Annotated in this window: 31 protein-coding genes; 20 read left to right on the top strand and 11 right to left on the bottom strand. The window is 35.8% G+C overall.

Going from position 1 to position 26656, the window contains the following annotated elements:
- The first annotated feature begins 276 nt into the window (after window positions 1–276).
- From F6U93_RS13300 to F6U93_RS14680, 7 genes are all read left to right on the top strand, one after another.
- Complete coding sequence (locus F6U93_RS13300) at window positions 277–1539, top strand: cellulase family glycosylhydrolase (protein ID WP_150940651.1); 1263 nt, start codon at window positions 277–279, stop codon at window positions 1537–1539.
- Between the two features lie 143 nt (window positions 1540–1682).
- Window positions 1683–2288: a hypothetical protein gene (locus F6U93_RS13295; protein WP_150940648.1), complete on the top strand. Its 606-nt coding sequence runs from the start codon at window positions 1683–1685 to the stop codon at window positions 2286–2288.
- Between the two features lie 86 nt (window positions 2289–2374).
- Window positions 2375–2938, top strand: coding sequence for a TetR/AcrR family transcriptional regulator (locus F6U93_RS13290; protein ID WP_150940646.1), 564 nt, complete (start codon window positions 2375–2377; stop codon window positions 2936–2938).
- Between the two features lie 68 nt (window positions 2939–3006).
- Entirely contained in the window at window positions 3007–3573 is a 567-nt protein-coding gene (locus F6U93_RS13285) for a carboxymuconolactone decarboxylase family protein (RefSeq protein WP_150940644.1), read from the top strand.
- A 276-nt stretch (window positions 3574–3849) separates the two neighbouring features.
- On the top strand, window positions 3850–4353 hold the full coding sequence (locus F6U93_RS13280) for a DUF6646 family protein (RefSeq protein WP_150940642.1): 504 nt from the start codon (window positions 3850–3852) through the stop codon (window positions 4351–4353).
- Window positions 4354–4600: 247 nt separating this feature from the next.
- Window positions 4601–5935, top strand: a complete 1335-nt coding sequence (locus tag F6U93_RS13275) for an MATE family efflux transporter (protein ID WP_150940639.1) — start codon at window positions 4601–4603, stop codon at window positions 5933–5935.
- 27 nt (window positions 5936–5962) lie between these two features.
- Window positions 5963–6133 carry a hypothetical protein gene (locus F6U93_RS14680; RefSeq protein WP_191963517.1) on the top strand — a complete coding sequence of 57 codons (171 nt, stop codon included), beginning with the start codon at window positions 5963–5965 and terminating at the stop codon, window positions 6131–6133.
- Window positions 6134–6298: 165 nt separating this feature from the next.
- Here the strand turns inward: F6U93_RS14680 and F6U93_RS13270 are convergent, their stop codons facing one another.
- Window positions 6299–6940 (bottom strand): 2OG-Fe(II) oxygenase, encoded by a 642-nt coding sequence (locus F6U93_RS13270; protein ID WP_150940638.1) that lies wholly within the window; start codon window positions 6938–6940, stop codon window positions 6299–6301.
- Between the two features lie 274 nt (window positions 6941–7214).
- Between F6U93_RS13270 and F6U93_RS13265 the strand changes: the two genes are divergently transcribed.
- The 6 genes from F6U93_RS13265 (at window position 7215) to F6U93_RS13240 (ending at window position 12906) form a co-directional block, all read left to right on the top strand.
- On the top strand, window positions 7215–7670 hold the full coding sequence (locus F6U93_RS13265; RefSeq protein ID WP_150940636.1) for a 6-pyruvoyl trahydropterin synthase family protein: 456 nt from the start codon (window positions 7215–7217) through the stop codon (window positions 7668–7670).
- A 194-nt stretch (window positions 7671–7864) separates the two neighbouring features.
- Window positions 7865–8941: an endonuclease/exonuclease/phosphatase family protein gene (locus F6U93_RS13260; RefSeq protein WP_150940633.1), complete on the top strand. Its 1077-nt coding sequence runs from the start codon at window positions 7865–7867 to the stop codon at window positions 8939–8941.
- Between the two features lie 103 nt (window positions 8942–9044).
- Window positions 9045–9800, top strand: a complete 756-nt coding sequence (locus F6U93_RS13255) for a hypothetical protein (protein WP_150940631.1) — start codon at window positions 9045–9047, stop codon at window positions 9798–9800.
- 137 nt (window positions 9801–9937) lie between these two features.
- Window positions 9938–10834 carry a sugar phosphate isomerase/epimerase family protein gene (locus tag F6U93_RS13250; RefSeq protein WP_150940629.1) on the top strand — a complete coding sequence of 299 codons (897 nt, stop codon included), beginning with the start codon at window positions 9938–9940 and terminating at the stop codon, window positions 10832–10834.
- 145 nt (window positions 10835–10979) lie between these two features.
- Window positions 10980–12440, top strand: coding sequence for a potassium/proton antiporter (locus F6U93_RS13245; protein ID WP_150940627.1), 1461 nt, complete (start codon window positions 10980–10982; stop codon window positions 12438–12440).
- 82 nt (window positions 12441–12522) lie between these two features.
- Window positions 12523–12906: a VOC family protein gene (locus F6U93_RS13240; RefSeq protein WP_150940625.1), complete on the top strand. Its 384-nt coding sequence runs from the start codon at window positions 12523–12525 to the stop codon at window positions 12904–12906.
- 10 nt (window positions 12907–12916) lie between these two features.
- Here F6U93_RS13240 and F6U93_RS13235 read toward each other — a convergent pair whose 3' ends face one another.
- Window positions 12917–13516: an MCP four helix bundle domain-containing protein gene (locus F6U93_RS13235; protein WP_150940623.1), complete on the bottom strand. Its 600-nt coding sequence runs from the start codon at window positions 13514–13516 to the stop codon at window positions 12917–12919.
- Between the two features lie 167 nt (window positions 13517–13683).
- Between F6U93_RS13235 and F6U93_RS13230 the strand changes: the two genes are divergently transcribed.
- Complete coding sequence (locus F6U93_RS13230; protein ID WP_150940621.1) at window positions 13684–14439, top strand: UDP-2,3-diacylglucosamine diphosphatase; 756 nt, start codon at window positions 13684–13686, stop codon at window positions 14437–14439.
- Between the two features lie 70 nt (window positions 14440–14509).
- Here F6U93_RS13230 and F6U93_RS13225 read toward each other — a convergent pair whose 3' ends face one another.
- The 4 genes from F6U93_RS13225 to F6U93_RS13210 all read right to left on the bottom strand — a co-directional run bounded on the left by F6U93_RS13225 (window position 14510) and on the right by F6U93_RS13210 (window position 18629).
- A complete protein-coding gene (locus F6U93_RS13225) occupies window positions 14510–15778 on the bottom strand; it encodes an MFS transporter (RefSeq protein WP_150940619.1) in 1269 nt (422 codons plus the stop codon).
- A 47-nt stretch (window positions 15779–15825) separates the two neighbouring features.
- Window positions 15826–17517, bottom strand: coding sequence for a single-stranded-DNA-specific exonuclease RecJ (recJ, locus tag F6U93_RS13220; RefSeq protein ID WP_150940617.1), 1692 nt, complete (start codon window positions 17515–17517; stop codon window positions 15826–15828).
- Window positions 17518–17535: 18 nt separating this feature from the next.
- Window positions 17536–17958 (bottom strand): OsmC family protein, encoded by a 423-nt coding sequence (locus F6U93_RS13215; protein ID WP_150940615.1) that lies wholly within the window; start codon window positions 17956–17958, stop codon window positions 17536–17538.
- Window positions 17959–18056: 98 nt separating this feature from the next.
- Window positions 18057–18629, bottom strand: coding sequence for a uracil-DNA glycosylase family protein (locus F6U93_RS13210; RefSeq protein ID WP_150940613.1), 573 nt, complete (start codon window positions 18627–18629; stop codon window positions 18057–18059).
- A gap of 319 nt (window positions 18630–18948) precedes the next feature.
- Between F6U93_RS13210 and F6U93_RS13205 the strand changes: the two genes are divergently transcribed.
- Both F6U93_RS13205 and F6U93_RS13200 read left to right on the top strand, forming a co-directional pair.
- Window positions 18949–19434 carry a hypothetical protein gene (locus F6U93_RS13205; RefSeq protein ID WP_150940611.1) on the top strand — a complete coding sequence of 162 codons (486 nt, stop codon included), beginning with the start codon at window positions 18949–18951 and terminating at the stop codon, window positions 19432–19434.
- Window positions 19434–19628: a helix-turn-helix transcriptional regulator gene (locus tag F6U93_RS13200; protein WP_150940610.1), complete on the top strand. Its 195-nt coding sequence runs from the start codon at window positions 19434–19436 to the stop codon at window positions 19626–19628. Before F6U93_RS13205 ends, F6U93_RS13200 begins: the two co-directional genes overlap by 1 nt.
- Window positions 19629–19685: 57 nt before the next feature.
- Here F6U93_RS13200 and F6U93_RS13195 read toward each other — a convergent pair whose 3' ends face one another.
- From F6U93_RS13195 to F6U93_RS13170, 5 genes are all read right to left on the bottom strand, one after another.
- On the bottom strand, window positions 19686–20030 hold the full coding sequence (locus tag F6U93_RS13195) for a HopJ type III effector protein (protein WP_150940607.1): 345 nt from the start codon (window positions 20028–20030) through the stop codon (window positions 19686–19688).
- A 327-nt stretch (window positions 20031–20357) separates the two neighbouring features.
- The gene (locus F6U93_RS13185; RefSeq protein WP_150940603.1) at window positions 20358–20660 is read right to left on the bottom strand and encodes a type II toxin-antitoxin system RelE/ParE family toxin; all 303 of its coding nucleotides are present in this window, start codon (window positions 20658–20660) and stop codon (window positions 20358–20360) included.
- A complete protein-coding gene (locus F6U93_RS13180; RefSeq protein WP_150940601.1) occupies window positions 20644–20877 on the bottom strand; it encodes a hypothetical protein in 234 nt (77 codons plus the stop codon). The genes F6U93_RS13185 and F6U93_RS13180 overlap by 17 nt, the downstream gene beginning before the upstream one ends.
- An 82-nt stretch (window positions 20878–20959) precedes the next feature.
- Window positions 20960–21631 carry a 16S rRNA (cytidine(1402)-2'-O)-methyltransferase gene (rsmI, locus tag F6U93_RS13175; RefSeq protein ID WP_150940599.1) on the bottom strand — a complete coding sequence of 224 codons (672 nt, stop codon included), beginning with the start codon at window positions 21629–21631 and terminating at the stop codon, window positions 20960–20962.
- A gap of 25 nt (window positions 21632–21656) precedes the next feature.
- Complete coding sequence (locus tag F6U93_RS13170) at window positions 21657–22478, bottom strand: hypothetical protein (RefSeq protein ID WP_150940597.1); 822 nt, start codon at window positions 22476–22478, stop codon at window positions 21657–21659.
- A 266-nt stretch (window positions 22479–22744) separates the two neighbouring features.
- Here F6U93_RS13170 and F6U93_RS13165 point away from each other — a divergent pair, with 266 nt between their 5' ends.
- The 4 genes from F6U93_RS13165 to F6U93_RS13150 all read left to right on the top strand — a co-directional run bounded on the left by F6U93_RS13165 (window position 22745) and on the right by F6U93_RS13150 (window position 26633).
- A complete protein-coding gene (locus F6U93_RS13165) occupies window positions 22745–23389 on the top strand; it encodes a thymidine kinase (RefSeq protein ID WP_150940595.1) in 645 nt (214 codons plus the stop codon).
- Window positions 23382–24488, top strand: a complete 1107-nt coding sequence (gene alr, locus F6U93_RS13160; protein WP_150940593.1) for an alanine racemase — start codon at window positions 23382–23384, stop codon at window positions 24486–24488. Before F6U93_RS13165 ends, alr begins: the two co-directional genes overlap by 8 nt.
- A 227-nt stretch (window positions 24489–24715) precedes the next feature.
- The gene (locus F6U93_RS13155; RefSeq protein ID WP_150940591.1) at window positions 24716–25705 is read left to right on the top strand and encodes an aspartate-semialdehyde dehydrogenase; all 990 of its coding nucleotides are present in this window, start codon (window positions 24716–24718) and stop codon (window positions 25703–25705) included.
- A 103-nt stretch (window positions 25706–25808) separates the two neighbouring features.
- Window positions 25809–26633 (top strand): glycosyltransferase family 32 protein, encoded by an 825-nt coding sequence (locus F6U93_RS13150; RefSeq protein WP_150940589.1) that lies wholly within the window; start codon window positions 25809–25811, stop codon window positions 26631–26633.
- The last annotated feature ends 23 nt before the right edge of the window (window positions 26634–26656 follow it).

Below are 26656 nucleotides of genomic sequence, written 5' to 3'. Positions count from 1 at the left end.
TATAGCAGTTCACTTCTGCAAGTTATTTATATCAATTATTGATAAGGTAAAATGAGCTCGAATCACACAGAATAAACACCTTTTAATCAATGGTATACTATCAAGAAAACAAAATAATTAAAACAAATTGTCAATTATATAATTGAGACAAAACCATTACCCTAAAGTTTTCCTACAAATCGAAATTCTAAACTAAATAAAATGAAGTATCCATGATAAATCATAAAGCGTAGTACTATATTTACGTTTTTATAATTTTATACGCCCCCTAAGTCTATGAAACAAAAAACCACTTTCGCCTATACCTTATTTCTATTACTCCTAGCCTTTCAAACAACCGCACAAAATCCCTTTGGCATTAATTTGGCTGGGGCAGATTTTGGTTCCAACATGCCCGGAACTTTTGGTGTTGACTACACCTACCCTACGGCAAGCGAATTAGATTATTACAAAAGCAAAGGGCTTACTTTAATTCGATTACCATTTAAATGGGAACGTATTCAGCCTACCTTAAACGGTAGTTTAAATTTAAATGAATTACAACGTATTAAAACCGTTTTAAACTCTGCAGAAAATCGCGATATGAAAGTCATTTTAGATTTACATAACTACTGCCGATATAAATTAAACGGACAAGAAATGATTATTGGTTCGAGCCAATTGAACATAACACATATCAAAGATCTCTGGACAAAATTAGCCATTGAATTTAAAGATTATTCAAACATTTGGGGCTACGGCATTATGAATGAACCGCACGACTTACTCCCTAATGCCTCTTGGTTTGATACCGCACAAGACATTATTAACGGTATAAGAACTCAGGATGCCCAAACAAGTATTATAGTTGCTGGCGATAGCTGGAGCTCTGCAGAACGTTGGTTGCAGTACAGTGATAATTTAAAAAACCTTAATGATACTTCAAACAAACTCATTTTTGAAGCGCATGTCTATTTTGACAATGACGCTTCGGGAAAATACGATGCAAATTACGATGCCGAAGGTGCCTATCCTAATATAGGAATAGACCGTGTGGCACCTTTTGTAAATTGGTTACAAGCTAATAACCTCAACGGTTTTGTTGGTGAATACGGGGTGCCTGCCGATGATAATCGCTGGCTAACTGCTCTTGATAATTTTTTAGATTACCTCTCTCAAAACTGCATTAATGGCACGTATTGGGCAGGTGGCCCATGGTGGGGAAATTATATTCTTTCTGTAGAACCTGATGGCTCAACAGATAAACCACAAATGGCTATTTTAGAAAAACATTTGAGTACGACATCAACTTGCAAAACATTAAGTTCAAATAACATAGAAAGTGATATCAAGTTTCAACTGTTTCCCAACCCGTTTAACGACCATATCGTTATCAAAGGAATAGAATCTGGTGCTATAATTAATATCTCGGATTTGCAAGGACGATTGGTTGCTACGCAAGTAGTAGAAAATTCTACAATCATGAATTTAGATGGTCTTCATTCAGGGGTTTATATACTGAAATATGAAAATAAGTTTATTGGGCGGGTAGTTAAATAGTATTATTTTTCCAACTAAAAGATGATGACATTTATAGTCAATACCAATTCAAAACATTGTAATATTTAAATCATAGACTTATATTCACAAACTAAATCGCTTTATGTTATTTAGAAAACCAATCAAACCATTCAAAAATGACCATGAAACACCTTTTCTGTATAGTATTTCTATGCCTAACAAACCTCATCACCTCACAAGAAGACTATAAAATAGAGATTAACGGAGAAACCTTTGAAATCGCATTAGATAAAGGCTATGAATTCAATGTGAAAAACAAGCGTTATACCGTAAAAGTGAGCCAAAAAGACACCCTTTTATATAACGATGATGCTTTCAGCTTTAAATTTCATAAAGATCATAAAGTCGCTAAAACTGAGATAGAACAAGGCATCGAACAACTAATGATGATGACTGCAGAAGGTTCTGGATTTATTATTCAAAAATATTCTACCATTAACCCAACCATGCTTAATGAATTGATGATTAATGAGGTTACAAAAGAAAGTATTAACTATGGTTATACTTTAAAAAGACAGGATTACGAAAGAACCTTAGCCTCAGGAAAAAAGATAAATGTGAATAAAGCTGTTCTCACATATAACGACGAAATCAATATTTATGAAATAGCCACGTCAGGAGAAAAGGATCAAGGCGTATTGATTATGACAATGAAAATGGATGATTCTAACAGTTCTTCAGGAGCGAAACTCATTGATTTAACTTGGGACACCTTAGAAATTAAATAACCCTCACTACCCACAAAACCAAACAAATCGTTAAACATTTTTTTATTTCTAAACGATTGTTTAGTTTTGTATTGTATTTAAAGGTCATGGCAAGAAAGAAAGCATATATAGAAGAAGAAGTCATAGAAAAAGCCATGCATTTGTTCTGGAAAAATGGTTATGAAACCACCTCTATGCAGATGCTTGAAAAAGAAATGGGCATTAATAAATTCTCTATCTATTCTAGCTTCGGAAATAAAAACGGTGTATTTCTTGAAAGTTTAAAGTGCTATAAAAAGAAATTGAACGCTTTAATTAACGACCTAAAATCGAAGTCTAATGGCGCATTAGGCATCAAAGAATATTTCTATAATTTCATTGATTTCACTAAAGAAACCGAATTTGGTAAAGGCTGCTTGGTAACAAATACCGCTAACGAATTAGGTGCTCATACAGAAGATCGCATAAAAAATGTACTTTCAGCATTTACAAATGATGTAAGACAAGTATTCACTGAAAGCCTCAAACAAGACACCACGAAAGACGAAGCCACAATTGAACAGCAAGCCGATTTTTTAATTATTGCCATGTTCGGATTAGCATCTGCAACAAAAGTTTTTAGTAAACCTCAGCTTGATAACTATATTGAAAACACCTTTAAAAGGTTATAAATATTTTTTATCCAATATCTAAACGAACGTTTAGATATAATAATTATAAACATATAAAAACAAAGATTATGAGCACAAAAGAAAACAGTACCACATTAACCAATCACAATATTGAAACCGCACCTGAAGATAGTAAAGGGCTTCTTCAAAAATCATTAGATGCCTACGGGTTTATTCCTAATTTACATGGCGTTCTAGCTGGAGCTCCAGGTTTATTAGAGGGTTATCAAATACTACATGAATTATTTTCAAAATCGTCATTCAATAAGGATGAACTTACCGTAGTATGGCAAACCATTAATGTAGAACACGGTTGCCATTATTGCGTACCAGCACACACTGGTATTGCCAAGCAAATGAAAGTCGATGATGCCATTACCGAAGCTTTAAGAAACGAAACCGCTTTACCTTCAGAAAAATTGCAAGCTTTACACGAAATGACACTATTGGTGACACGTAACCGTGGAAAAGTTTCAAAAGAGGCTATAACAACATTTTATGAAGCCGGATATAACGAAAGACACCTTCTAGAAATTATACTAGGATTATCACAAAAAGTGATTAGCAACTACACCAACAGCATTGCTGAAACCCCAGTAGATGATGCTTTCAAACCATTTGCTTGGAAGAAATAAGAATACCTAAGAAAAGAGGGGTGTAGGAAATCTTCGTCAACCTGACCTCGATTCAGGTTTCTATCCTACTGAGTTTTCTATATTATAAGATTCTAAAATTGAGGACTAACGAAGTAATACGAATCCACAAAAAAGTGCCAGCTACAAAACTGGTACTTTTTTTTGCGACAAACCATAACAACAAAAACACCCATATACTGCTAATTTTAAAGCCTCCTCTAGTTTCAAACCGTAATTTTATCAATACTTTTGCTTTATATTTAAAAAACATAAAAAGTGAAAAAATTATTAATTGTTGCCACCGTTCTTACGGTATCGTTTGTAAATGGACAAGCTTTTTCAGGAAAAGGTGATCAAAAATTTCAAGTTGGTGTCAATCTTCAATCAGAAGCTACAGGTATAAATCTAAGTTATGATTATGGTCTGGGTGAAAACATTTCTATTGGTTTAAGTTCTAGCTATGCCTTAGGTATTTCCGATGAATTAGACCGTATTGACGAACCAGATTTTGGAGATCGTTTTGATGTGAAAGCACGTTTCAATGCCAATATTGGTAATGTGATCAATATTGATGACAACTTTGATTTATATCCTGGTTTAAGTTTAAGTCTTAAAAATTTAGGAGGGCACATTGGCGCTCGTTATTTCTTCACATCTGGTTTTGGAATATTTACAGAAGCACAATTTCCTATTGCTAAATATGACAACAACTTAAGTCCTGCTGAAGAAATTCACAATCAGTTTACTATGAATATTGGAGCAACCTTCAACCTTCAGTAAACAAATACAATACTCAAGCCTGTCTAAAACTTAAAGCATTCGCCAGCCTGAGCTTGATTGAGCTTGACGCGTTTTTCTATTTTTCAGACAGGCTTTTTTATGGCCAGTAATCAACATTTTGAACGGATAAAGTTCTTATAAACCTATCTCCCAACTTTAAAATTAAAATTTACGCTTCGTCTTAAAACCATTATTCCATCATAGAATAGTAGTTTTGCAAACCAATTAATGCCTAGGTTTTTTAATAATGCAGAGTACGATTAACTTAAAACAGATTAACAAACTAGCAATTCCCGCCTTAATTGCAGGAGTTTCAGAACCTATTTTATCACTCACAGATGCTGCCATTGTTGGAAACATTCAGCAAAACCCTACTGAATCACTTGCAGCTGTTGGTATTGTAACCACTTTTATCTCCATGCTTATTTGGGTTTTAGGGCAAACACGCAGTGCCATATCATCAATCGTATCACAATACGTTGGGGCTAATAAAGTGGAGCAAATAAAAAACCTACCAGCTCAGGCTATTTTTATAATTACATCGCTAAGTTTACTCATCATTTTATGCACCTACCCCTTTGCAGAATCTATATTCAAACTTTATAACGCAAGCAACCTTATTTTAGATTACACCGTGATTTATTATAAAATACGTGTATTAGGGTTTCCTTTTACGCTTTTTACTTTCGCTATTTTTGGGGTGTTTCGCGGTTTACAAAACACCTACTACCCCATGATTATTGCCATTATAGGTGCTACGACCAACATTATTTTAGATGTAATTTTTGTTTACGGTATACCAGGTTACGTCCTGGCCATGCATATTGAAGGGGCTGCCTATGCCAGTGTGATTGCCCAAATGCTAATGGCGATTTTGGCTGCATATTTTTTACTGAAGAAAACCAATATCCCGCTCACACCTAGATTTCCTTTTAATCAGGAAATTCAACGCTTTGTGCTCATGATTCTAAACCTCTTTATTAGAACATTAGCCCTTAATGTAACCCTATACTTTGCCAGTGCCAAAGCCACTAGCTACGGGGCGGAATATATTGCAGCCTACACCATTGCCATAAATTTATGGTTTCTAGGCGCTTTTATTGTTGATGGTTATGCCAGCGCAGGAAATATTCTCTCAGGAAAACTCTTTGGCGCAAAAGCTTATGATACGCTCATGCTTTTAAGCAATAAACTTATAAAGTACGGACTATTAGTTGGCCTAGCACTTGCTGCCGTAGGTGCTTTATTTTACTACCCTATCGGAAGTATATTTACAAAAGAACCTGAGGTTTTAGAGGCTTTTTATAGCGTATTTTGGATTGTCCTAGCCATGCAACCACTCTGTACCTTGGCCTTTATTTTTGATGGTATTTTTAAAGGACTTGGTAAAATGAAATACCTGAGAAACGTATTACTATTTGCAACCTTGGTGGTTTTTATTCCTATTATATTTTGGTTGGATGCCTTAGATTACAAGCTCCACGGTATTTTTATCGCTATTGCCTTTTGGATTATTGCCAGAGGCGTTCCGCTTATCGTAAAATTTAGAAAAACCTTTATTCCTCTAGCACAAAACACCTAACTTTGTCATGCAGTAAAGACCATCCCAATGAATGTAAGCATCAACCTACTTCAACAAATAAATATTGAAGATAAAATAAAAAACGCTCCAGATAGTTCTTATGAGATAGGTGTGTTTATTGGTGCCATGCTCCCTTTTGTGATACTGGTCACCATTGCATACATCATATATTATTTTAACAAAAAAAAGAATCAATAGAACGTTATGGATATCATGTCATTTTTAAGCGGAAACGGTTTGTTTCTCATCTTAGCCTTAGTATTAATTATCGTTTACATCGTAAACCGTAAGCGCCGCCCATAAGAACTGTTACCTAAAGGAGATAACAGAGGGGTTTTTTCGCAATATTCAAGGGTCCGCATATCAGCGCGTCTTCAACCACCCCGTAATACTCAAGCGTTCCGTTTTTACGGGACGCACTTCGTGCTCGATTATTTGACTTTCAAAAATGACAAGACGCCCAGGGAATGGGTATATAACCTTTTCTACTTCCTCGCCATTTTCATTTAAATATAACACCAATTCACCACCATTTTCTGGTAGCCAACCTTCTTCATTTAGGTAACACACGAACGATAACTTTCGGCGGTCGTCATTCTGAAAAGTGTCTAAATGCCTTTTATAAAAGGTGTTTGTGGGGTAAATGGCATAATGAAATTCCTTGTGTAAAATTCCTAAGAAACAAGTGCGATTCAGATAACTTACCAAATCATTAATCTGGTCAAAAAAGAACCTTTCTTTGGGGGTAGCTTTAGTTTCATCCATCCATAAAATCAAATCACCACGAACAGCCGTTTCAATGGTTTCATTAATACGGTTACCAATGGCTGCCTTTTTAAATCGGTCTTCCTCATACCTTGTACTCACGGCTTCCCTCAGAGTTTCAACGGCTTCTAAAGAAAAGAAGTTTTCAATAATGCTAAATTGTTGTTTCCCGATATCGGAAATAATCTGCTCATAAAGCGGGTTTTCAACAAAATCAATAGACTCAAAAAGATGACTCATAAATTTCAAAATAAAAGCCTATCCATTTGAAGAACTGATTTAAACTTTTTCCATTTGCTAAAAAATTGCTGTTTTTCACCCATTTTTCATCTTTTTTTCCTTCCGTAACCCAGCTATGAAACTCTAAAAAACTTTCAAATGGTCAAAAAATGTCTAATTTTCACTTAAACGCAAAAAGTTTAAATCAGTTCCTAGATAAAAGCGGGCAAATGTAAACTAAAAATCGTTTGGTAAAACAAAATGAATATCTTTGTAAAACCAACACAAAAAAACAATGGCAAACAACATTCGTATCACCAAACAATTTTCATTTGAAACCGGTCACGCCCTTTATGGATACGACGGAAAATGTAAAAACGTACACGGTCACAGCTACAAACTTTCAGTTACCGTAATTGGGAAACCCATTGCCGATAAAGCGAATGTAAAATACGGTATGGTTATCGATTTTGGCGACCTTAAAAAGATTGTAAAAGAAGAAATTGTTGATGTTTTCGATCACGCTACGGTGTTCAACAAAAACACTCCGCATGTCGAGTTGGCCAAAGAACTACAGCAACGTGACCATAATGTGTTGTTAGTAGACTACCAACCTACTAGTGAAATGATGGTTTTAGACTTTGCTAGTAAAATTAAAAAACGTTTACCAAATCACATTAAATTACACTCGCTAAGACTTCAGGAAACCGATAGCTCTTTTGCTGAATGGTTTGCTTACGATAATATTTAAGAGTGTTGGTTTTTGGTTATCAGTTAATGGTTTTTAAAGGCTTACTCTAAATTCTCAAACACAGATTACAAGGAGATTCGTAGAGTTTCCATAGAAAGCCACCAAGCATTTTTGACCATGCTTTACAGTCAAAATAAAACTTTAATAAGTCCTAGATATTCTCTAAGTTAGAGCTTCCAAACTATAAGCGACATATGAACCTATTTTTTCTAATTTTCTCAGTAGTACTTATTATGCTAAGTCTGCTGCCTTTTAGTAAAAATCAGCATTGGTTTTTTCGTGTGCCCGAATTTGTTAAAATTCAACTGCTATTTTTTCAAATTATAGCACTTATTGGGTTATTTGCTTTCAGTACTAAAAACACTTGGTTATGGGTGGTAGCAGCTGCACAAACCATTTTAATCGTTTATCACATTTATATTCTTGCACGCTTTACCAAATTCTATAAAAAACAAGATTACGGCCCTAAAAACGCTAAGACTCTTAAAGTCATTTCAACTAACATCTACCAGTACAACACCGATTTTGAGCGTTTTAAAAGCTTCATCAAAAAAGAAAACCCCGATATTTTTATCACCATAGAAAGTAATGCCGACTGGGAAAAGGCCATGCGGGATTTAAAACAAGACTATCCGCACAGCCAAAAAATCACTTTAGAAAACACCTACGGCATGCACCTATATTCTAAACTGCCATTTGATAAAGTAAACACACACTATTTTGTAGCCGATGATATTCCTAGCATAGAGGCCCATTTAAAAACCCCTGATGGTGAAGATTTTGTATTGTTTTCGGTGCATCCACCACCACCAAGTCCTACCGAAGAAGACAACTCTAAAGAACGTGATGGCGATTTGCTATGCATTGCCAAACGTGTTAAGACCATTAACAAACCCACCTTAGTGATTGGCGATTTCAATACTGTGGCTTGGTCTAAAATAGCAGAGTTATTTCGCAAAAATAGCGGACTTATAGACGGGCGTACCGGTCGTGGTGTACTAGCGACCTACCATGCCAAATATTGGTTTTTTCGGGCGCCTTTAGATTTGGTTTTTCATAGTACCACTGTTTTCCTAAAAGAACTCACATTACTTGAACATATAGGCTCCGACCATTTTCCGATAGGCTGCATTTTCTGTGTAAAACCTGAAGCCCATTCACCTATTCAAAAAAAAGAAGTTGAACACATATCTTCTGAAGAAAAAGAAGAAACCCAAACGCTTATTCAAGACGGAAAAGACGAAATAAGCACCAATAGAACGGCTTCGTAAAAAGCATTAAAACACCCTATGTTTTATACACCTTAAATAATGGATAAGCCGAACTAACATACTCTATTTACTGTATCTAAAAACCATCCGAATATATCAACACATGAAATTATTTAAATCCCTATTCATTTTAACTTTAATCTTTAATTTATACAGCTGTGAAGTTGTTCAAGAAGTAAACTTTAACACCGACCAAAGTGGCCAATACAGTTTGGGTTTTGACCTCTCTGAAATGATGAGTATGGGTCTTGATAGTGAAAGTGATTCAATGGAACAAATAGATTCACTAATTGTATTTTCAGATATTTTAGAATCAAAAAAAGACAGTATCGCTAAATTAAGTCTAGAAGAACAGAACAAACTCAAGGAACTGGAAGCCTACAGTTTTTACATAAAATCAGATACCACGTCAGGACAATTTAAAATGAAAATTAATTATGATTTTAAAGATCTTGAAGATTTAGCCTTGTTTGGAGAAAAACTTAAAGACCAAGACATCAAGGAGCTGAATGACCTTAATCAAAAGTTACAAGCCACCGATAAGAGTAAGCCTAATATGATGCTCAACATAAGCGACTCCTTTGATACCACTTTCAATAAAGATAAATTTACTCTTAGTATTAGTCAAGAAGCGCTAGAAAAAGCAGAGAAAGAAAAAGACACCACCATGACTGCCGATAACCCTATGGCTAATCTCATGCGATTCAAATTACGATACAACTTCCCGTACCGCATTAAAAATGTGAGTAACGAACATGCCAAAATCTTATCTAATTTTAAAGGTATAGAAATCACGGCTAACCTATACCAAATGGTTAGCGACCCGAAATTTTTCGATACTGAAGTTGAGTTTGAATAATAACAGAGCAGTTAAATAGCTTCACTAAACCCTTTTTACCTTTCTAAATTGTGATATCCTTTTTATATCTTTAAGAAGAAAAAGTCATTGATATCAAATGAGAGTTTTCTAATTAAAACACCATAAAACAGCATCTAATGACGGATTCAAAATCTCCATTACCAACTAGTCGAAATTCAGACCACTTTAAAGATTTAAACCTTTCAATCTTCTCAAAGCATTTAAAGTTTTTAGACTATAACAGTATGAGTGAAGCTGTTGCTGAAATGGGATTCAACGGCATTGATTTAACCCTAAGACCTGGCGGACATGTTTTACCTGAACGCGTACAAGACGACCTGCCTAAGGTGACCGAAGCTATGAAGTCTTTCAATCTTGAACCCAATATGATTGTTTCTAATGTTAAAGATGCTAATAACCCCGATCATTTAAAAGTTCTAGAAGTCGCTAGTAATTTAGGTTACAAGTTTTATAGACCCGATTTACTCACTTACACCGATGATGAAGCAGTTTTACAGGTGGTTGAAAAAGCCAAAACATACTTGAGTTCCTTAGAAAAACTAAATGAAAAATTCGGAATCACTGCGAGTTACATCAATCTCCCGGGGCAATTTTACGGTTCCTCGATTTGGGATTTGCATCAAGGCTTAGAAGGTTTGTCACCAAAATTCATAGGAAGCCAATATGATATTACACACGCCAGTATTGAAGGTGGTACCAATTGGGAAATTGGCCTTAAATTGATCAAGCCTCACATCAATACATTGGTGATTAAAGACTATATCTGGACTAAGAAAAATGGGCAATGGCAATTTGAATACACCCCTTTAGGTGAAGGTATGATAGATTTCAAAAAATACTTCAGCTTACTGAAAGCATATAATATTAACATGCCTATTTCCATTCATACCGAATACGATTTAGGCGGTGCAGAAAGTGGCGGAAACCCAACTATTGCACATAAAGACGTGTTTAAAAGAATAAAAAAGGATGTCACTTTTTTAAGACAACTTTGGAAGGAAGTGAATCAATAGTAGGAGATCCCTTAAAACAGATACTTGTTATTATACTGAAAAACAGGTAACACTTTAAATTAAAGCAAATCAATTGATTAACTTTGCCGCTTAGAAAACTACAGGCATTACTAGTATTTATAAGCCAACACCTTAACGATAACGTATGAATATAACCACCGAAAACATTTTACTTATTGGTTCTATCCTGCTTTTGCTAAGCATTATTTTTGCAAAAAGAGCCTTTAAATTTGGGGTGCCAACCCTATTGTTGTTTTTGGTTGTAGGCATGCTTGCAGGTTCTGAAGGTATTGGCGGTATTCATTTTGACGACCCAAAACTAGCGCAGTTTATAGGTCTAGTCTCCTTCAACTTTATTATGTTTTCCGGCGGTCTAGACACCAATTGGAACAGCGTAAAACCTATTCTTAAAGAAGGGCTAGCTCTTTCTACCATTGGCGTATTATTAACGGCTCTTTCACTAGGTGGCTTTGTTTGGTTAGTCACAGATTTTACCATTTACGAAAGTATGTTGCTAGGGTCAATCGTTTCCTCTACCGATGCGGCAGCCGTTTTTTCTATTTTAAGATCGAAAAACCTAGCTTTAAAAACCAATTTACGTCCTACCCTCGAGTTTGAAAGCGGAAGTAATGACCCCATGGCTTACGTGCTTACCATTTCATTCTTAACCTTAGTCATCAACCAAGACCAAAGTGTCGCCTCAATTATCCCTATATTTTTTCAGCAAATGATTCTTGGTGGGATATTAGGTATTGCTTTTGGAAAGTTTAGCAAACTCTGTATTAACAAGCTTAACCTCGATTTTGAAGGACTCTACCCGATTTTGGTCATCGCCCTCATGTTTGCAACATTTTCAGCTACTGATGCTGTAGGTGGCAATGGTTTTCTGGCAATTTACATCTGTGCTGTTTATTTAGGGAATCAGGATTTAATACATAAATCGACTATTTTAAAAATGTTTGATGGCCTCGCTTGGCTCATGCAAATTGTACTATTCCTAACCTTAGGGTTATTAGTATTCCCAAGTCAGATTATAGAAGTAGCAGGAATCGGACTCCTAATAGCGGTTGCTCTTATTTTCCTGGCACGCCCAATAGGAGTGTTTTTAAGTTTATCGCCATTTAAAATGAAAATGCGCAGGCGTGTTTATATATCGTGGGTCGGGCTTCGTGGCGCCGTGCCTATTGTATTTGCCACCTATCCTTTATTAGCAGGAATTGACAAAGCCAATATGATATTTAACATTGTATTTTTTATTTCTGTAACCTCGGTTATACTGCAAGGGACTACTCTTTCGGTGGTTGCCGATTGGCTTAATGTAGGTTTACCTGAAAAACCTGTAGCGGCCAATGACCGATATATTCTTGATTTACCCAAATCGGCCATGAAAGAAGTCCTTGTAAAACCCAATAGTTTTGCAGTAAATCAACGTATTGTTGATATTCACTTTCCGCAAACCGCTTTCATTACCATGATAAAACGCGATGGTAATTTTGTGCGTGCCGGAGGTTCTACAATTATTGAGGCCAATGATATATTAGTCGTTTTGTTAGATAATGAAGATAGCTTAAAGCAGGTTAATGAGGTACTCGCAGGAAATGCATAAACCATAAAATTTCAACTCTTGTAAAAAATAGTGCCGTTTTATTTCCTTATTTTTAAGTACTAAACCAATCATAACTCATCACATGCTAGACTTTTCAATCAATCATATAGCCCTTTCCGTTAAGGATGTTAACGCAGCTGTTGATTTTTATCAAAAGGTTTTGGGACTTAAAGAAATTAAGAATACAGCTTCCAACTCGAAAACAAGATGGCTTATTCTTGGTGAAGGCAAACAACTGCATTTAATTCCGCGACCAGAGGCTGAAATTAAAACCAATAAAGCTGTTCATTTCGCTCTAGCGACTTCACAACTTGATACAGTCATAAAGCATTTAGAAACTTTAAAAATTGAATATTCCGATTGGCTAGATACGCCAAACAAAGATTACATCAGGCAAGATAAGATCAGACAAATCTACTTTCAAGACCCAAACGGCTATTGGGTTGAAATCAACGATGATGTTTGAGACAACACACTCAATCTTTCTCTTTAGGCTTATACATCACAATCACCTGAATAACAATGGCCAAGAAAACCAATATAAAAATCTCAATTTGGGTAAACAATTCAACCGCATTTAGTGCACGCCTGCTTATAGACACTTGCCTGCTGCCTTCGCTAAGTTGAATTTCAGATAAATCATCAAGGTTTGTTTTTAAAGCTTCAATATGCTTTATAAGGGCTGTTTTATTTTGCTGATTTGACTTCAAAAACTGATTTTCAGCAGTTACCAATAATTGTACATTTTCCTTTAAATTTTGAAAAACCTCAGCTTCATCTCGTGTTAATTTTGTTTCTTCAAAACGGGAAACTAGCGTGTGCAAATGATCGTTCACATTGGCATTTTCTGCACTAAAAAAAGTAGAATCTGATACAGCGACCGCCAATTCCTTTTCTTGAACTGATTTGAGCATTTCAAAAATTAAATCGCTTGCAATAACACGGTCTTCATAGATGGTAACCACTGAATCTCGCACGCGTTCAAAATTATTCTTATCAATTAAATTCGTGGCCATAATGAGCACAAAAACCATCAGTATGCCCAATGTCCATTTTACCTTGTCATAAAATGTCATATATGTAAAGTTTCTTTTAAAAAAATTAATAACCTGATTTGCAAATGTAGAAAAAAGTATGGATTTGGTTTTTTAAGGACTGTTGTTGTATTGTTGAAGACTTAGAATAATACATATAATCTTCTCCACAAGAATGCAACAATCATATGAATTAGTATATTTACGGCATGCAAATTCCCAAAGGAAAAAAAATATATTTCGCCTCCGACAACCATTTAGGCGCCCCAACGGCTGAAGCTTCACGACCTCGTGAAAAGAAATTCGTAGCTTGGTTAGACGAGGTTAAACACGATGCCGCTGCTATTTTTTTGCTTGGCGATATGTTTGATTTCTGGATAGAATTTAAAACCGTGGTGCCTAAAGGCTTTACTAGAACGCTTGGCAAACTCGCCGAAATAAGTGATTCTGGAATTCCTATTTACTATTTTGTGGGCAATCACGACCTTTGGATGAATGGCTATTTTGAAGAAGAACTAAACATCCCGGTTTACCACGAACCCAAAGAATTTACTTTTAACGATAAAACTTTTTTTATTGGACACGGCGACGGTTTAGGCCCGGGTGACAAAGGGTATAAACGCATGAAAAAGGTGTTTACTAACCCCTTTTGCCAATGGTTATTTCGCTGGCTACACCCCGATTTAGGTGTACGTATGGCGCAATACCTTTCGGTGAAAAATAAATTGATTTCAGGGGATGATGATGCCAAATTTCTAGGCGAAGAAAACGAATGGCTCGTACAGTATTGTAAACGTAAATTAGAAGAAAAACATCGCGATTATTTTGTGTTTGGGCACCGCCACTTGCCTTTAGATATTGATCTTAAAATCAACTCTAAATACATCAATTTGGGCGACTGGATTAATTACTATACTTACGGCGTTTTTGATGGAGAAACCATGGCATTGAAAACATATCAATAAAGAGGCTTTTTCCTGAAATCTGGTACTACCTAATTGCACCCTTAAACAAATAAACAATAAAAAGCCAGCATTACTCTGCATTCTCATGAGCTTCCAAATCTTTAGTCAAGTCAAGCTTTCTAAAGGTTGGCGAAATAACGCCTGTAGTAATTACGGTAAACAAGGTCATAGCGCCACCAAAGACAACCGCTGTTGAAGCTCCCATCAGTTTTGCTGTTAAACCACTTTCAAAAGCTCCTAATTCGTTAGAAGACCCCACAAACATCGAATTTACCGACGACACGCGACCACGCATATGATCAGGTGTTTTTATCTGTAAAATAGTTTGACGAATCACCATAGAAACCCCATCGGTGATTCCGCTGAAAAACAAGGCCAATAATGAAATCCAAAATACTGAGGAAAGCCCGAACGTGATGATACTTAATCCGAAACCGAAGATAGCCACAAGCAACTTCATTCCAGCATTTCTACTTATTGGGATATACGCCGTAACCAACATGGTCATAAAAGCACCCACAGCAGGCGCAGCTCTTAACACACCAAAACCTTCGCTGCCTACTTTCAGGATATCTTGGGCAAAAACAGGTAACAATGCAATAGCGCCACCAAATAGAACTGCGACCATATCTAGGGTCATGGCTCCTAAAATAGCTTTAGTTTTAAACACAAACAACACCCCTTCTTTTAAACTCTGAACCACGGGCTCCCCTATTTTCGGATTTAAAACGGGTTTGCGTTCTATTTGAAGTAAAATAAGTAGAGATAGCATCACCAAGCCAAAAACAATACACAAGGCCCAATGTACACCCATCCAACCAATAGCAAAACCACCAAATGCAGGACCTAAAACTCCGGCCATTTGCCAAGTCGAACTGTTCCAAGTCGCTGCATTAGGATATACTTTTTTAGGCACAATAAGCGCCACTAAAGAAAAAATGGTTGGCCCAAAAAAGGAACGTAAAAAGCCGCCAAAAAATACCAAAGCATAGATACACACCAGAATGGTTTTTTGACTCCAATCGGCTACCACCACATCCCAGGTTAGCAAAAACAAGCCAAGACTAATCAATGAAAACGCCCCAATACAAAGGGCTAAAAGGTTTCTTTTTTCCTTTTGGTCAACAATATGTCCGGCAAACAGGGCCATTGTAAAAGCTGGGATAATTTCCATTAACCCAATAACACCAAGTGATAACGGATCTTTAGTTAAACTATATACCTCCCACTCAATAACAATAAACTGCATGGTCCAACCAAAAACTAGAGCAAAACGGACCATTAAGAAAATGTTGAATTCTTTAATGCGAAGTGCTGCGTAGGGGTCTTTTTTTGCCATGAATTTTTAGTTATTTATCGTTCTGCTGAATTTGTTCTAGCAACTCATCACTTGATGTCCTTCAAGCGTAGCTGCAACGATACACTACCCTGCCATTCATTTTCATCAACAGAATAAATAGCAGAAAAATGCTTTTCGTTTGTAGTCAGTTCTAACTTATCACCTAAACCAAAACCAATACATACAAGTTGGGACTGCGATTGTGATTGTTTTACGGTTAACCTTAAATGGGTTTGATCAGCACCAACACATTTTCCGTATCCGGTATCGCTTAAGTTTTCAGTCATAAAAACAGGCGACATATTGCTCGGCCCATAAGGTGCAAACTGTTTTAAAATACGATAAAACTTAGGGGTGATTTGATGCAAATCCAGCTGTGCATCAATTTGAACTTCAGGTGTTAATAAATTAGGATCTATGGTTTCAGAAACTACCTTTTCAAAGGCCGCTTTAAAAGCGTGATAATTCTTTTCTTCAAGTGTCAATCCTGCAGCATATTTATGACCACCAAACTGTTCGATGTGTTCCTGGCACGCTTCCAAGGCATTGTAAACATCAAAACCTTTTACCGAACGGGCCGAAGCAGCTAATTTATCACCACTCTTAGTAAAAACTAAAGTAGGCCTGTAATAGGTTTCTGTTAATCGAGAAGCCACAATACCAATAACGCCTTTATGCCAAGTTTCGTCGTAAACAACAGTAGTAAAGCGGTCTTGTTCTTCATGAGCTTCGATTTGTTGAAGGGCTTCTTCAGTAATTCTTTTATCAGTTTCACGGCGATCTAAATTATAGTTATTAATGGCTTCAGCATAGTTTTTAGCCAGTTCAGGATCTTGTTCAGATAGTAAAGTCACTGCATAATTACCGTGTTTCATACGTCCGGCTGCGTTGATTCGTGGTGCTACAATAAACACCACATCGGTAATAGTGAACTCGGTTTTATTCACCTGTTCTAAAATGGCTTGGATACCTGGTCTAGAATGACTATTTATCACCTGCAAACCAAAATAAGCAAGGGCTCGGTTTTCCCCGTTAATCGGGACAATATCGGCACCAATTGCCGTGGCTACAAGGTCCAAATATTCGGTTAAATCTTCAGCTGTTTTTCCTTCCTTTGAAGCTAAAGCTTGAATCAATTTAAAACCCACACCGCAACCACATAACTCTTTAAAAGGGTAATTGCAATCTTCACGTTTAGGATCTAAAACTGCCACCGCATCTGGAATGGTGTCTCCAGGTCTGTGGTGGTCGCAAATGATAAAATCAACACCCAATTTTTTGGCATATTCTACCTTTTCAATGGCTTTGACACCACAATCGAGTGCTATAATAAGGCTAAAATCATTTTCGGAAGCAAAATCTATCCCTTTATACGACACGCCATAACCTTCGTCGTAGCGATCGGGAATGTAGGTATAAACCAACTCATGTTTGGTTTTTAGATAGGTAGACATCAAGGCCACCGAAGTCGTGCCATCAACATCATAATCGCCATATACCAAGATATTTTCCTTGTTTGCAATAGCCTTTTCAATACGCGCCACAGCTTTATCCATATCTTGCATTAAGAATGGATCGTGTAAATCATCAAAACTGGGTCTGAAGAACTGCTTAGCTTGCTCGTAAGTTTCGATGCCTCTTTGCACCAATAAACTGGCTAAAACAGGCTCGATTTTAAGGGTATTTGCTAAGGATTTTACCTTATCGGAAGGTGGAATGGGTTTTAAAGTCCAACGCATTCAATAAATTCTGAAAAGTTAATTTTTATGAAAATGTGTTTGTACGTCTAATTCTGAAAATTGACGAAACATTTCCATCACCCCACAATATTTTTCAACCGATAAATCAACAGCTCTTTGAAGCTTCTTTTCATTTAATTCGTTGCCATAAAAGTGAAAACTCATGGTTACTTTATCATAAATTTTAGGATCTACATCGGTAAGGTTGGCGTCGATATCCACTTTAAAATCATCAACCTGAAGCTTCATCTTTTTTATTAGTGAAGCCACATCTAAACCTGAGCACCCAGCCAAACCTGAAAGCATTAGGGCTTTTGGTCTGTAACCTTCGCCTTTTCCGCCGTTTTCTTCACCAGCATCTATAAATAAATTATGCCCAGAAGGATTTGTACTTTCAAACCTCATCTCACCCAACCATTTTGTGGAAACCTGTACTGCCATTTTTTCTATTTTTATTGTTGAAGAATCAAAAATACGACTTATAACCAAAAGGAAGTCATTCCCTACAGCATAATTCCGTCGAAAAAATTACAGAAATTTTATTCTAAAATCAGTTTTACTCGGCGCTTTAACTCGGGTAAAACCTCAACATCAAACCAAGGATTTTTAGTTAACCAAAACCGATTTCGTGGTGATGGATGTGGTAAAGGCAGGTATTTTGGTAAATAATCAATATAATTTTTAACGGTTTCCGTTAAGGTCTTCTTAGCGACCTGTCCCAAATAATATTTTTGAGCATACATGCCTATTAAAAGCACGAGTTCTACTTGATTAAACTCATCAAAAAGGGCTTCGTGCCATTGCGGAGCACATTCCTTTCTAGGTGGTAAATCGCCTGTCTTCCCTTTTCCGGGATAACAAAAACCCATGGGGATAATGGCGAATTTGGTAGTGTCATAAAACTCTTCTATTGAAACACCCAACCATTTTCGCAGTTGTTTGCCGCTAGGATCATCCCACGGTATTCCTGAAGCGTGGACTTTGGTACCCGGAGCTTGCCCTATAATTACAATTTTAGCATCGGGGTGCGCGCAGACCACAGGGCGTGGCCCTAAAGGCAAGTGCGCTTCACAAATACGACATTGTTTTATGTTGTCTAGTAAGTGTTTCACTTATGAGAATTTATACGTTTTAAAACAATCAACAAACAGATCATTTTTAACTAATTATAAAATTAAAAAATATCCCGATAATTTTTTTTAAAAAATTTCCTACTATTATTATTGTCATAATGTAAAGTATTATATACATTTGTATAACAATAATAGAATTATGAATAGAATAATAGAACTCCGTTTGCGAAAAAACATAAAGACTATAGTCTATATCGTTTTAGCTGCTTCATTAGGAGTAATCACTAAACTAAAATTCTATTTCATGTATTTAATACTTAGTCATACTATTTTTAATTTTTAAATAAATCATCAAAATATGAACATTCAAATACTCCCAAACTGGTGTAAAAAGTTAGGATTAGTGGTTTTCTTTCTAGGCACTATTATTAGCATAGTAATTGGCTTACAACACGGACTCTTACAAGGTGCATATCAAGAAGGACTTCATGCTACAAAGAACCACCATAACTGCAACGTACCTTGTGAGTCGCTTTCTAAATTAGAAAAAAAACAGTGCACCATAAAAGGATCTGAAAACCTTGATACAGCATCACTTCATCTCGCTGAAATACTATCTATTATAGGTATGATTGTTTATATCATATCTAAAGAAAAAATTGAAGATGATTATATTAATAAATTACGCTTAGACGCTTATGTATTGACGGTTCTTATCCTTTTATGCGTATCTCTATTAATTTATATCATTTCAGGGAATATAGATGTAAAACTTGAGGCTGTATTAAATATATTTTTAATACTCTACTTATTCATATTTTTCTTCAAAAAACGCATTTATTAATGAAAAACCTTATCAAAGTAGAACGAGCAAGACATAATTTAACACAGGCAGATTTAGCCGAAAAACTAAGCGTTTCAAGGCAAACTATATATGCTATTGAAAACAACAAATTCAACCCTTCGGTAACATTAGCCATTAAAATGGCGCGTTATTTTAATGTTACCGTAGAGTATTTATTTGATATTGAAGAATGATTCTTAAAACTTCTTGTTTAAACCAGAAGCCATAGAAAAAAAGAACTGGTATAAACCCTATTTTTCAACTATGGCTTCACCTGCAAAGGATAAACCTTCAAAGCCCGTTTTTATAAAGTTTCTAATATTTTGATGGCCGGTACCTTCCGGATCTTGTAACACATCTTCAAAGTAAAATTTGCCAAAACAAGCTAGCGTTTCTTCTTTAGTAAACCCTTGCTTTTTTGCAAAAGCAAATAGCTTGCAAGATCCTGAGTTTTCACCTTCTGTATTTTTTAAGGCGCCATTTATAAAAGCTGTTGGTGTAAAAGTATAGTTAGCCTCTATAGTACTCATGGTATCAGCAAAAGCAATGGTTTTTGGATTCGCTTGTAATTTGTTTTTAAAAGTTTCAATGTTCATTTTTATTTTTTTATTACTTATGTCATCCTAATAAAACGAGGAATCTCTAATCTTTCCAAAGATTCTTCACTTCATTCTGAATGACAAAAATGATTCAGATGTTTATAATTTTTTAAACGCCCTACAGCACTTATTCTGACTAATTCATCATAAAATTTAAAGAAAAACAAGTTTGAAGTGACGTATGTTTTATGACTGTCATGTCTATGAATAGTTGCCTGGTTTAGCACTTAATTTTACAAGTACATACCAACCTGAAAACCCTAGAGGAATTTCAAAAGTAGGTAAGAAAGAGCAATTACTTATAGCATTTTTAAGGAACGAGTTTTATAGTTTTTTCTTATTCGGGTTCTTTTTGTTTGAAAACAAAGAAACAATCTCTACGGAATTTTCATTAATTCTGTAATAAATATTATTGTGATTTTCGACTACAGCTTTTCGTATATTTTTTTTCTCAAATGATACTGGAAAAATTTCTGGGGATTTTGAAATCAGTTCTATTGTATGGTCTAATTTTGACGAGAATATTCTTAATTCTCTTTCAGTCCATTTGTTCTCAATATATTCAATAGTTTCTTTTAGCTCAGATATTGCGTGATCAGTCCAAAGAATTTTATAGCCACTTTTCATAAATTCCTTTCACGTTTGAGTGAGAAGTCAATTTTCGGTTATCAGCATCTTGGATTCCTTTCTCAATAGACTCTTTTTCCCTTGCGGAAATTTCATTCCACCAATCATTTTTCTCCTTTTCTCTCAATCTCATTAGCTTATCAATCAGAGAAGTATCATCCAAAGTTGATAACCATTGAATTAATTCTAATTTTTTATTTTCTAAGCTTAAATCCATATTATCAAATTTACAAATTTAATCTAAACATTCAATTTTTGAACATGATTTTAACGGTTGCCTAAGGGCTTGACTATTAGCCTTACTTCTTCCCTTCTACCACAATAACGATCTCACCTTTTGGTGGTTTATTGGTATAATGTTCCAAAACGGCTTTAGCTGTACCTCTCACGGTTTCTTCAAACAGTTTTGTGAGCTCTCTAGATACTGAAACCGTACGTTCTTCACCAAAATATTCACAAAAATGCCCTAAAGTTTTCACTAGTTTATGCGGACTCTCATAAAATATGATGGTTCTTGTTTCTTCAGCTAAAAGTAATAAGCGTGTTTGACGCCCTTTTTTAACCGGTAAAAAGCCCTCGAATACAAACTTGTCATTTGGAAGTCCTGAGTTTACCAAAGCAGGCACAAAGGCTGTGGCTCCAGGTAAGCATTCAATAGGAATATCATTTTCAATGCAAGCCCGTGATAGTAAAAATCCAGGGTCTGAAATGGCTGGAGTTCCTGCGTCGCTAATTAATGCCACTGTAGTCCCGCTTTTTAATTTCTGAATGATAGCATCAACCGTTTTATGCTCGTTATGCATGTGGTGCGACTGCATATGAGTACTAATCTCAAAATGTTTAAGGAGCTTTCCAGAAGTACGCGTGTCTTCGGCTAAGATCAAATCAACATCTTTTAACACCTCAAGGGCTCTAAACGTGATGTCTTTTAAATTCCCAATTGGGGTGGGTACAATATAAAGTTTGCTCATGGGCGCCTATAAAATTGGCAATACATTAATTAAATTTAGCTTCAATTATTTCTATAAAGCGTTCTTCAAACTCTTCTTTTCCAGCCCAGTTGTTATAATCTGGTTTGACCATATTCTGAATAAAATTATGTGCATCATCCCAAGAATTTATGGTATTTAATTGCGAAATCACACGATCGTAATCTTCATTTTTGCCTTCAAAGAGGTGCTTAATAAAAGCAATTTTATCGTTAAGACCAATATTAAAGCCACCAAATTTCAATTTATCATTTAGTGATTTCTTTTGGTTTGAAATACCGTTCTGATTTTTTGGTACGGGATCAAAAACGGGCATTTCCGTATAGGCTTCAGAGAAATCTTCTAGAACATCTTTTTTAACCGGTTCTTCTTTAGGCACAACTTCATTTGGAACTACTTCATCTGCAATCTTTTCTTCTATCACTTTATCTTCTGGAGCAGTTTCTTTAGGAATGAATTCTTGAGGATCGCGTATATCGTCTTCAGGAGTTTTCGGCATAAATTCAAGCATATCTTTAATTTTAGACATGGCTGGCTCGGTAATCACCTCACGATTGGCATCATCAAAATTCACATAAATCTTATCTTCTACCTCAATATTATCACTCACTTTATTATTAAAAGCACTGTCTAACATCCCGAAAAAGGAAGAATCATTGCCTATTTTAGGTAGTTCACCATCAAAATTTTCTTCTGCAAATTTTAAAACCGTAAGAGCTTCATAGAGCGCTCCGGCTTCCGCTTGCAACTTGACCACATCCTCTTTCCCCTTAAGTTTAAGAACTCTATGAGCAATACTAACAAGGTCCGATTCTAACTTCTTCTTCATTGTTTATAAAATTTTAATTATTGCAGCAAGGGCTTTTGATTTTTAATAAATTTGCGCCACCTTTATGCAAACGAATATTTCCTTTGTTTAATGAACTCATTTGCTACTTTTTTATTGGCATAATTTGAGGCTTGTGGTAACTAAGTTGTCTTTTTAAAATTGCCGTAGCTTTGCTATACCAATCTTAAACATGCTAACTCGCTACAAAACAACGCCTTTTCAACACCACTAAAAAGTTAAAATGAGTTCCTTGTTAAAATTACAAAATGTTTCTTGAAAATACAGTAAATCATAAAGAACAATTTGGCTGGATTGAAGTCATCTGTGGCTCCATGTTTTCTGGAAAAACAGAAGAATTGATACGCCGATTAAAGCGTGCACAGATTGCCAGACAGAAAGTTGAAATCTTTAAGCCAGCGCTCGATGTTCGTTATGATGAAGAGATGGTCGTCTCTCACGACGATAATGAAATTCGTTCTACCCCTGTTCCGGCAGCAGCAAATATTCCTATTCTTGCCGACGACTGTGATGTGGTTGGTATTGATGAAGCCCAGTTTTTTGATGATGAAATTGTGCGTGTTTGCAACGATTTAGCCAATAAAGGCGTACGTGTGATTGTGGCTGGTTTAGACATGGATTTTAAAGGCAATCCTTTTGGCCCTATGCCAAATTTAATGGCTACCGCCGAATACGTCACCAAAGTACACGCCGTTTGCACAAGAACCGGAAACTTAGCACAATACAGCTACCGAAAAAATAAAAACGATAACTTGGTTTTACTTGGTGAAGTTAATGAATACGAACCTCTAAGCCGAGCAGCATACTACAAAGCCATGCAACGTGATAAAGTGAGAAATATGAAGGTGAATGATGCCGAAGAACTAAATCATAAAAAAGACCAAGATGCCTAAAGCACAAGAAACCGTGCTTGAAATCAACTTAAAAGCACTTGAGCACAATTTTGATTATTTAAAATCTAAATTAAAACCCGAAACCAAATTTATCGCCGTTGTTAAAGCCTATGCCTACGGAAGTGATTCCTGCGAGATTGCCCTGTATTTAGAAAAATTGGGGGTTGATTATTTTGCAGTGGCTTATATTGAGGAAGGTGTTGCCCTAAGACAAGGTGGGGTAACAACGCCTATTTTGGTGCTGCATCCGCAAATTGTAAACTTTGATATTTTAGTTGAAAACCGACTCGAACCGAGTTTGTACAACGAAAAAATATTAAAAGAATTTATAGAAGCACTTTCTAAAGAACATATTACCAATTACCCCGTTCACATCAAGTTTAATACGGGTTTAAACCGATTAGGATTTTGGCACACCGATGTTAAAATGATAGATAATTTGCTTGCCGAAACCAAAACGATAAAAGTAAAATCGATACTTTCTCATTTGGCAGCCAGTGAAGATTTAAATGAAAAAATATTCACCCTAAACCAGATTGAAGATTTTAAAAACATTGCTGAAAATTTTACAAAACAAGTAGGCTATAAACCACTGCATCATATTTGTAATACTTCTGGAATTTTAAATTATCCCGAAGCACATTTCGATATGGTAAGATCGGGTATCGGACTCTATGGTTTTGGGAATTCCGAAAAGGAAAATCAGTTTTTTAAACCCATTGGTACGTTAAAAACAGTAATTTCTCAAATTCATACGATTATTGAAGGTGAATCTATAGGTTACAATCGCGGTTATATAGCCACAGAAAACTTACGCTCGGCCACCCTGCCCATTGGTCACGCAGATGGTATTGGTAGACAATACGGTCATGGCAAAGGCTTCGTAACCATAAACGGAAAAAGAGCTCCCATCATGGGCAATGTTTGCATGGACATGATTATGGTAAATGTTACCGATATTGATTGCGATGAAGGCGATGAAGTGATTGTTTTTGGTGAACATCCAAATGCTGAAACTCTCGCTGAAACAGCAAACACAATTTCTTATGAACTGATTACCCACATTTCCCAACGTGTGATGCGCGTGATTATAAAGTAAAATACAGCTCATCAAAGCTAGAAAAACTCCAAAACGAACCTAGATTAAACGATGAAAAACACCAGATTGTTAAAATATTAAATAACTGTTAAATATATAACAACCTGTTATTTCTTGTTAAAAAGCCTTTGTTTTCTGAAAATGAGGGCTTTTTTTAGATTCAGAAATAGAATTAATACTTAGTTTTGCCTTTCAGAAATTTATTATAATTAGAAAACATATTCATTATGAAAGTTGCAGTTGTTGGAGCCACAGGTATGGTTGGCGAAGTGATGTTAAAAGTTCTTGCAGAACGTAATTTCCCAGTAACAGAATTAATTCCTGTTGCATCAGAACGCTCTGTTGGAAAAACACTAACCTATAAAGGAACCGATTATAAAGTAGTTGGATTAGAAACAGCTGTTTCAATGCGTCCAGATATCGCTTTATTTTCAGCGGGAGGTGATACTTCTTTAGAATGGGCTCCTAAATTTGCTGAAGCTGGAACTACTGTAGTTGATAACTCTTCGGCATGGCGTATGGATCCTACTAAAAAATTAGTAGTTCCAGAAATCAACGCAAACGAATTAACAAAAGACGATAAAATTATTGCTAACCCTAACTGCTCAACCATTCAATTGGTAATGGCATTGGCACCGTTACACAAAGCATTCACTATGAAACGTGTAGTGGTTTCAACCTATCAATCGGTTTCTGGAACTGGTGTAAAAGCAGTAAAGCAATTAGAAAATGAAATTGCTGGTGTTGATGGTGAAATGGCCTACCCTTACCCTATCGGAAGAAATGCATTACCACACTGTGATGTGTTCTTAGAAAACGGATACACTAAAGAGGAAATGAAATTAGCCAAGGAGCCTCAAAAAATATTAAGTGATAGCACGTTTTCTGTTTGCGCTACAGCGGTAAGAATCCCTACTGCTGGTGGGCATTCTGAATCTGTAAACGTACAATTTGAAAACGATTTTGATTTAGCTGAAGTTCGTAAAATATTAAGCGAAACTCCTGGTGTTGTAGTTCAGGATAATACAGCAACAAACACTTACCCAATGCCAATTTATGCGCATGATAAAGATGATGTTTTTGTAGGTCGTATTAGACGTGATGAAACACAACCAAATACATTAAACATGTGGATTGTTGCCGATAACCTTAGAAAAGGTGCTGCAACCAATACCATTCAAATTGCTGAGTACTTAATTAAGAATCAGCTCGTTTAACTTATCGGTTATTCCATACAGTTCAACCCCTTCTTTCGATAGAAGGGGTTTTTTTATATAATTTAGCTAGCCAAACTAATTAAATAATTAAACAACATCTTATATGATTCCTAAAATCATACACTTCTGTTGGCTTAGTGGGGATCCTTACCCCAAGCTTATTGACCAATGCATACAATCTTGGAAAAAGAAATTACCAGATTATGAATTTATGTTATGGGACACCAAACGATTTGATATCAATTCTACACTTTGGACCAAACAAGCTTTTGAAGCTAAAAAATATGCTTTTGCTTCAGATTATATTAGACTTTATGCTGTTTATAATTATGGCGGAATTTACCTGGATACCGATGTTGAAGTTTTAAAAAGTTTTAATAATCTTTTACACCTCCCCTACTTTGCGGGCACACAATACGATCACGCCATAGAAGCTGCAATTTTTGGAGCCGAAAAAAACACCGACTGGCTTTTAGAACCTCTAAAACATTTTGAAAATCGCGCATTCATTCAAGAAGATGGTTCTTTTGATACCAATACCTTACCCGGTACTATGGAAATGCTTATTAAAAAGAAAAAGGACATTGTCATTTTAAATAAAACGGAAATCAAAAACCTTCCGGAAATTATAACCAACAAAAATCAACTATACCTCTTTCCTTCTGAATATTTTAGTCCAAAACATTTTCACACCAAAGAAATAGCCAAAACAAAAAAAACTTATTCTATTCATCATTACAATGCGGGCTGGCTCACTTTTATGAATAAAAAACGCCTACAACTTGTTGGATTAATGGGAGAAGAAACTGCCGAAAAAATACTGAGTTTCTTTGCTGTTCGTAAGATAATTAAGCGTTTAAGTTCACTCAACGCCGGAATTATATTTATGGAAACCTATGACCTACCTGTTCTTTTTCTTTATTTTTGAAATAAATAATCTTCAATTATGAA

Source organism: Pseudotamlana haliotis (assembly GCF_008806375.1).
GTDB classification, from domain to species: Bacteria; Bacteroidota; Bacteroidia; order Flavobacteriales; family Flavobacteriaceae; genus Pseudotamlana; species Pseudotamlana haliotis.
Note: the sequence above shows the minus strand (reverse complement) of the source record. Positions and strands in the feature narration are given on the sequence as shown.